4 protein-coding genes are annotated in these 6,214 nt (G+C 66.1%); 2 read left to right on the top strand and 2 right to left on the bottom strand.

Annotated elements, in window-relative coordinates:
* A partial coding sequence (locus HBN54_RS22495) for an FG-GAP-like repeat-containing protein (RefSeq protein WP_210428155.1) occupies nt 1-3,091 on the top strand: 3,091 nt, incomplete at its 5' end.
* 824 nt (nt 3,092-3,915) lie between these two features.
* Here HBN54_RS22495 and HBN54_RS22490 read toward each other — a convergent pair.
* Entirely contained in the window at nt 3,916-5,187 is a 1,272-nt protein-coding gene (locus tag HBN54_RS22490) for a DUF418 domain-containing protein (protein WP_168675488.1), read from the bottom strand.
* A 270-nt stretch (nt 5,188-5,457) separates the two neighbouring features.
* Between HBN54_RS22490 and HBN54_RS24165 the strand changes: the two genes are divergently transcribed.
* Nucleotides 5,458-5,787 (top strand): erythromycin esterase family protein, encoded by a 330-nt coding sequence (locus HBN54_RS24165; RefSeq protein WP_168675487.1) that lies wholly within the window; start codon nt 5,458-5,460, stop codon nt 5,785-5,787.
* Between the two features lie 54 nt (nt 5,788-5,841).
* Here the strand turns inward: HBN54_RS24165 and HBN54_RS22480 are convergent, their stop codons facing one another.
* Nucleotides 5,842-6,108, bottom strand: a complete 267-nt coding sequence (locus HBN54_RS22480) for a hypothetical protein (protein ID WP_168675486.1) — start codon at nt 6,106-6,108, stop codon at nt 5,842-5,844.
* Between the last annotated feature and the right edge of the window lie 106 nt (nt 6,109-6,214).

Below are 6,214 nucleotides of genomic sequence, written 5' to 3'. Positions count from 1 at the left end.
CCCCGCTGCCACCGCCAATGACCAATTTGGCTTCAGCGTGGCGGGGGCGGGGGACGTGAACGGCGACGGCTACGCCGATGTGCTCGTCGGGGCCTTCGGCACGAGTAGCGGCAAGGGCAAGGCCTACCTCTACCTGGGCGGCAGCGCCGGGCTCGCCACCACCCCCGCCACCACCCTGACCGACCCCGCTGCCACCAACTATGACTACTTTGGCGCCAGCGTGGCGGGGGCGGGGGACGTGAACGGCGACGGCTACGCCGACGTGCTCGTCGGGGCCTACGGCACGAATAACAGCCAGGGCAAGGCCTACCTCTACCTGGGTGGCCGCGCCGGGCTCACCACCACGGCCGCCACCACCCTGACCGACCCCGCTGCCACCGCCAATGACCAATTTGGCCGCAGCGTGGCGGGGGCGGGGGACGTGAACGGCGACGGCTACGCCGATGTGCTCGTCGGGGCCTTCGGCACGAGTAGCGGCAAGGGCCAGGCCTACCTCTACCTGGGTGGCAGCGCCGGGCTCGCCACCACGGCCACCACCACCCTGACCGACCCCGCTGCCACCGCCAATGACCAATTTGGCTTCAGCGTGGCGGGGGCGGGGGACGTGAACGGCGACGGCTACGCCGATGTGCTCGTCGGGGCCTCCGGCACGAATAACAGCCAGGGCCAGGCCTACCTCTACCTGGGCGGCAGCGCCGGGCTCGCCACCACCCCCGCCACCACCCTGACCGACCCCGCTGCCACCGCCAATGACTACTTTGGCTTCAGCGTGGCGGGGGCGGGGGACGTGAACGGCGACGGCTACGCCGACGTGCTCGTCGGGGCCTTCGGCACGAATAACAGCCAGGGCAAGGCCTACCTCTACCTGGGCGGTACCGATGTGCTGCTGACCACGGCCACCACCACCCGCAGCGACCCCGCTGCCACCGCCAATGACCAATTTGGCCTCAGCGTGGCGGGGGCGGGGGACGTGAACGGCGACGGCTACGCCGATGTGCTCGTCGGGGCCAACGGCACGAGTAGCTACCAGGGCCAGGCCTACCTCTACCTGGGTGGCAGCGCCGGGCTCGCCACTACCCCCGCCACTACCCTGACCGACCCCGCTGCCACCGCCAATGACTACTTTGGCGGCAGCGTGGCGGGGGCGGGGGACGTGAACGGCGACGGCTACGCCGACGTGCTCGTCGGGGCCTTCGGCACGAATAACAACCAGGGCCAGGCCTACCTCTACCTGGGCGGCCGCGCCGGGCTCGCCACCACCCCCACCACCCTGACCGACCCCGCTGCCACCACCTATGACCAATTTGGCGCCAGCGTGGTGGGGGCGGGGGACGTGAACGGCGACGGCTACGCCGATGTGCTCGTCGGGGCCTTCGGCACGAGTAGCGGCCAGGGCCAGGCCTACCTCTACCTGGGCGGCAGCGCCGGGCTCACCACTACCCCCGCCACCACCCTGACCGACCCCGCTGCCACCGCCTATGACCTATTTGGCCTCAGCGTGGCGGGGGCGGGGGACGTGAACGGCGACGGCTACGCCGATGTGCTCGTCGGGGCCAGAGAAACGAATAACAGCCAGGGCCAGGCCTACCTCTACCTGGGCGGCCGCGCCGGGCTCGCCACCACCCCCGCCACCACCCTGACCGCCCCCGCTGCCACCGTCTTTAATCGCCTATTTGGCTCCAGCGTGGCGGGGGCGGGGGACGTGAACGGCGACGGCTACGCCGATGTGCTCGTCGGGGCCTACGGCACGAATAACGGCCGGGGCAAGGCCTACCTCTACCTGGGCGGCAGCGCCGGGCTCACCACCACCCCCGCCGCCACCCTGACCGACCCCGCTGACACCGCCAGTGACATATTTGGCTCCAGCGTGGCGGGGGCGGGGGACGTGAACGGCGACGGCTACGCCGACGTGCTCGTCGGGGCCGCCGGCACGAGTAGCTTCAAGGGCAAGGCCTACCTCTACCTGGGTGGCAGCGCCGGGCTCGCCACCACCCCCGCCACCCTGACCGCCCCCGCTGCCACCGTCGATGACTACTTTGGCTACAGCGTGGCGGGGGCGGGGGACGTGAACGGCGACGGCTACGCCGATGTGCTCGTCGGGGCCTTCCGCACGAATAACAGCCAGGGCCAGGCCTACCTCGCCCTGGGCAACCTGGGGGCGGCCCGGCCCGGCCGGCTGCGGCTTTACAATACCGACCTGGCCACCCCGCTCAGCATTGCCAACCGGCCGCTCACGCAGTTCGGCATCGGGCTGGTGGCGCGCTCGGCCTTCGGGCGGGTGCAGGCCCGCCTGGTGTGGGAGACCGCAGCCAACGGCACGAGCTTCTCGCACCACTCCCCCATCACCAACTCCACGGCTTACACCGGACGCGGGGCCTTCACCACCATTCCCGTGGCCGGCACCGAGCTCATGGCCCTGGTCAGCAAGGCGGGCTACGCCACCCGCGTGCGTGCCCGCCTCGAATACGCCGCCAGCGGCGTGGGCGGCGTGCCCCGCTACGGCCCCTGGACCTACGTGACGGCCCAACAGCTGGGCCAGAGCGCCAACAGCGCCACCCCGCTGCCCGTGGAGCTGACCACCTTCACGGCCACTGCCGAAGGGACCGCCGCCGTGCGCCTGGCCTGGGCCACCGCCTCCGAGAAGAACAGCGCCTACTTTGGGGTGGAGCGCAGCGCCGACGGCCACGTCTTTGCGGTCCTGGGCACCGTGACCGCCGCCGGCAGCAGCAACAGCACACGTAGCTACGGTTTCGTCGATGCCAAGCTACCCGGAGCGGCCCGGCTCTACTACCGCCTGCGGCAAGTGGACGTGGACGGCACGGTGACCTACTCACCCGTGCGGGCGGTGACCCCGGCTCCGACCGGGGCCGGGCTGGCGCTGTTTCCCAACCCGGCCCACCCTGGTCTGACCATCCTCACGGGTGCGGTGCCCGGCACGGTGGTCACGGTGTTCGACGCGCTGGGCCGCCACGTCGCCACGGCCCCGGCTGATGCGGCCGGCACGGCCGCGCTGGCGCTGCCGGACGGGCTGCCGGCCGGCATCTACCTGGTGCGGGCCGGTCGCAAAACCCTGCGCCTGACGGTGGAATAGCACCCCGCCCGCCGCAAACCCGCGCCCGTTGGGAGCTCCCTGGTGAGCCGTAAACGACAAACGGCCCCGGCGTTCAACGTCGGGGCCGTTTGTCGTTTATGTCGGTTTGCCGGGTAGTGGGGTTCTCGTTACAACGGGATACTGTTGGCGAATTCGTTTTGGGGCAAAATGCTGTTTTTAGAGGCCCGTTAACCGATTCCGCTGATGCGCCTGCACCCCCACTCATCCCCCAGCAATGGACCCAAAACGACCTTCTTATAGCAGCGAGGGGGTAAAATTGGCCTTGGTTAAAAGTTTGGTACGAAGGTTAAACGACCGACCATTAGACGGGTGGGTCAACGCCCGCTAACTGCGGCTGCAAGAGGCCAGAAAGGTGCGGTGGCTGTTGCAGAAGCCTCCACCAGGCGCAAAAACCAGCAGCGTTCGCCGCACGGACGTGAAAAAAGGGCTTTTACAGTCCGTTTCCAGAATAATTCAGGCTCTGTCGGCACCGCACGGGCCTGGGTGCGGAGTTCTGCAACAGCCACGGTGATTTAAACAGCCACCGTCTGTATGAGCAACAGGTAACGCCTCAGACTTGAACGCCTTGTCGTATTTGCGCCGTTTAGCCGGCGTGGTCTTGCTCTTTTTTGCGGTCATGACTCAGGAAATAGACGTCCTGCTTCTGTGCGTCTCGATTAGACGACTTCACTTAATGTGCTTCGACCTCGACAACCTCCTCCTCCGCTGCGCCGGAGCCAGTAGCGCCCAAGGAACGGCGGGCCGGGCAGGAACCCGCGTTCGACGGCAAGGGGATGCAAGTGCTGGCCGTAAGCTAGGGCAAATCAGCCAAACGCTACCACTGCGGGTATGGGCCGGCGCAGGGGTTGCCAGTGCCCATAGCTGAGCGAGCGCCACAACCACTCGGCCGGGCCAAAGCGGAAGCGCCGCATCCACCAGTGACTAAACGCCAGTTGGGCCAGCACCTCGGCGGCACACACGCCCACGCTGGCAAAGGGCCCGATGTGGCCAATCAGCCCCAGCCCCAAGCCGTAGCCGTAGCACAGCCACAGGCCCACCAGGGTTTGCATCAGGTAGTTGGTGAGTGCCATTTGCCCCATCGGGGCCAGCACCCCAAGGGCGGCTGCCCAGCGGGCGCGCAGGGCCAACAGGCCAAACCCCGCGGCGTACGCGACCGACAGGGCCAGGTCCGCGGGGTCGCGCAACACTTCGCGTATCAAGACAAGATAGCCGTCCGGGCTGAGGCGGTGGGCCAGCAGCAGCACGCTCACGGCCCGCAGCAGGAGCCCGCCACCTAGCCCCACCACCAGCGTCCAGCCAAAAAGCCGACGCAAGGGTCGTGCGTAAGCGGCCGGATTCTGAAAGAAGCCGGTACGCATGGCCCAGCGCCCGAAGCAGTACCCCAGCAGCAGCCGGGCGAGTATCCAGCACCCGGCCACCGGCGGCCCCCAGCTGAGCACTTGGTCTTCCCAAATCATACCCAGGTTGGCCGCCAGCGTGGCGCCGTACGAGGGGCCCGCGAAGGTGCGAACGGCGTGGTCCAGATGGGCCTCGTAGGTGGCCGCGGGCAGCGCGGGCACCAGCTGATGCCACCCAAGGTTCACCAGAAAGCCCATCAAGGATAGCCCCACGCCCCAGCGCAGCAGCGCCCGGTCGGAATAATGGCGGAAGAGCAGCAGGGCAAACCCCACCAGCGCGTACGACTGCAGGATGTCGCCGTACCACAGCAGCAGGGCGTGCACGGCCCCAAACAGGAGCAGAATGCCCAGGCGACGGGCAAAAAAGCGGGCCCCGTCGGTGCCCCGCGCTTCGGCCCGGTGCAGCTGCACAGCAAAGCCCACCCCAAACAAGAGCGAGAACAAGCCAAAAGCCTTGCCGTCGATGAACAGCTGCGAGAGCTGCATCGTCACCTTATCGACCAGCGGCCAGTGTTCGACCGAGGCCATTGGCACTAAGCGGTAGCCGGTGAACCATTCCAGATTGGCAAAGCACACGCCCACCAGGGCCAGGGCCCGCAAGGCATCGAGCAGCACAAACCGGTCGGAGGTGGTCACGGGGGCGAAGCCGCTGGCTATCTGAGGCGATGGCGTATTCATAAGAAAACAATTGACGGTATGAAAGAGCAAAGAAGCCCATGGACAAGCTGCCTGTGACAAAGACAGGCTTGTGCAGTCTCCGTCCTAACTACCACAAAGATGAAAATATATTATTAATAAAATTTGAATAAACGGAGTAGCTCATGAGCCAACTCAAGCAGTTTCGCCACTTGGCTACGCGCTACGACTAAACCGCCAGCGGCTACCTCCGCTTTATGCAATTGAGTACTTGGCCTACGCTATGAACTTGACGCATTCCATCCATAACGAATGGCACTACCGGCTCGAAATAGAAGCCGAGCGACCCCGCCCAATTATTTCCTCCATCTGCGCAGTGCGGCCAAGGCTGATAAGTGGCTGACCAAGAACTTAAAGTTTCGGCAGATTGGCGCAACGGAACTGCCCCGCGGCGGGGAATACCAGTTTAGGTGGTACGCGCCCCTGTCCAACGCGTTTGATGCCCTGTTTTATTTGCCCGAAACGTCCGCTTCGCAGCCTTACCGGGTGGCGCACCCAGCCCGGTACGGCTGCGCGGCAGCCTGGAGCACTACTGCCGTTTTACGCGCTTGCTACAAACGAGCAGTTGGTTTCCTTGGCTAATTTTTCAGCGCCCCCTGCGCCCGGCGTGCGGGAGTGGCCCTGCGGCACCGGCCGCTACCGGACGAGCCGGTTGGTCGCCGAGGGCGGGAGGTAATGGAGGCGGACGGCATACGCGAGCACGGCTTCTGCCTCGTTCTCCACCAGGGCGTAGGCGTCGGGTAGCTGCTTGCGCAGGTCCAGCAACACACCGCAGGAGGACTGCAGGACCTCTCCCAGCGTACCCAGGGCCAGGTGGCAATCTTCTAACGCGTGCGCACTGGCCGGGTGGCCCGCTTGGGCCAAGACCGTGCTAATGCGAACCAGCTGCGCTATAAAGTCCATGGGAAAGGCGAAAACAGAATGGGGAGGCCGGAAGGTAAGATGAGTTCAGCCAAACGGTGGTTCAAGTAAGACATAAGCTCTTTTACGTATTGTGAACGACGTTCGC

The sequence above is a fragment of the Hymenobacter artigasi genome (genome assembly GCF_012275535.1).
GTDB lineage: Bacteria > Bacteroidota > Bacteroidia > Cytophagales > Hymenobacteraceae > Hymenobacter > Hymenobacter artigasi.
This window is presented reverse-complemented; position numbering and strand designations above follow the sequence as displayed.

Bases quoted from the DNA above. Each gene is read 5' to 3' on its own strand.
- HBN54_RS22490 (WP_168675488.1), bottom strand. From the start codon at position 5,187: ATGAATACGCCATCGCCTCAGATAGCCAGCGGCTTCGCCCCCGTGACC.
- HBN54_RS24165 (WP_168675487.1), top strand. From the start codon at position 5,458: ATGGCACTACCGGCTCGAAATAGAAGCCGAGCGACCCCGCCCAATTAT.
- HBN54_RS22480 (WP_168675486.1), bottom strand. From the start codon at position 6,108: ATGGACTTTATAGCGCAGCTGGTTCGCATTAGCACGGTCTTGGCCCAA.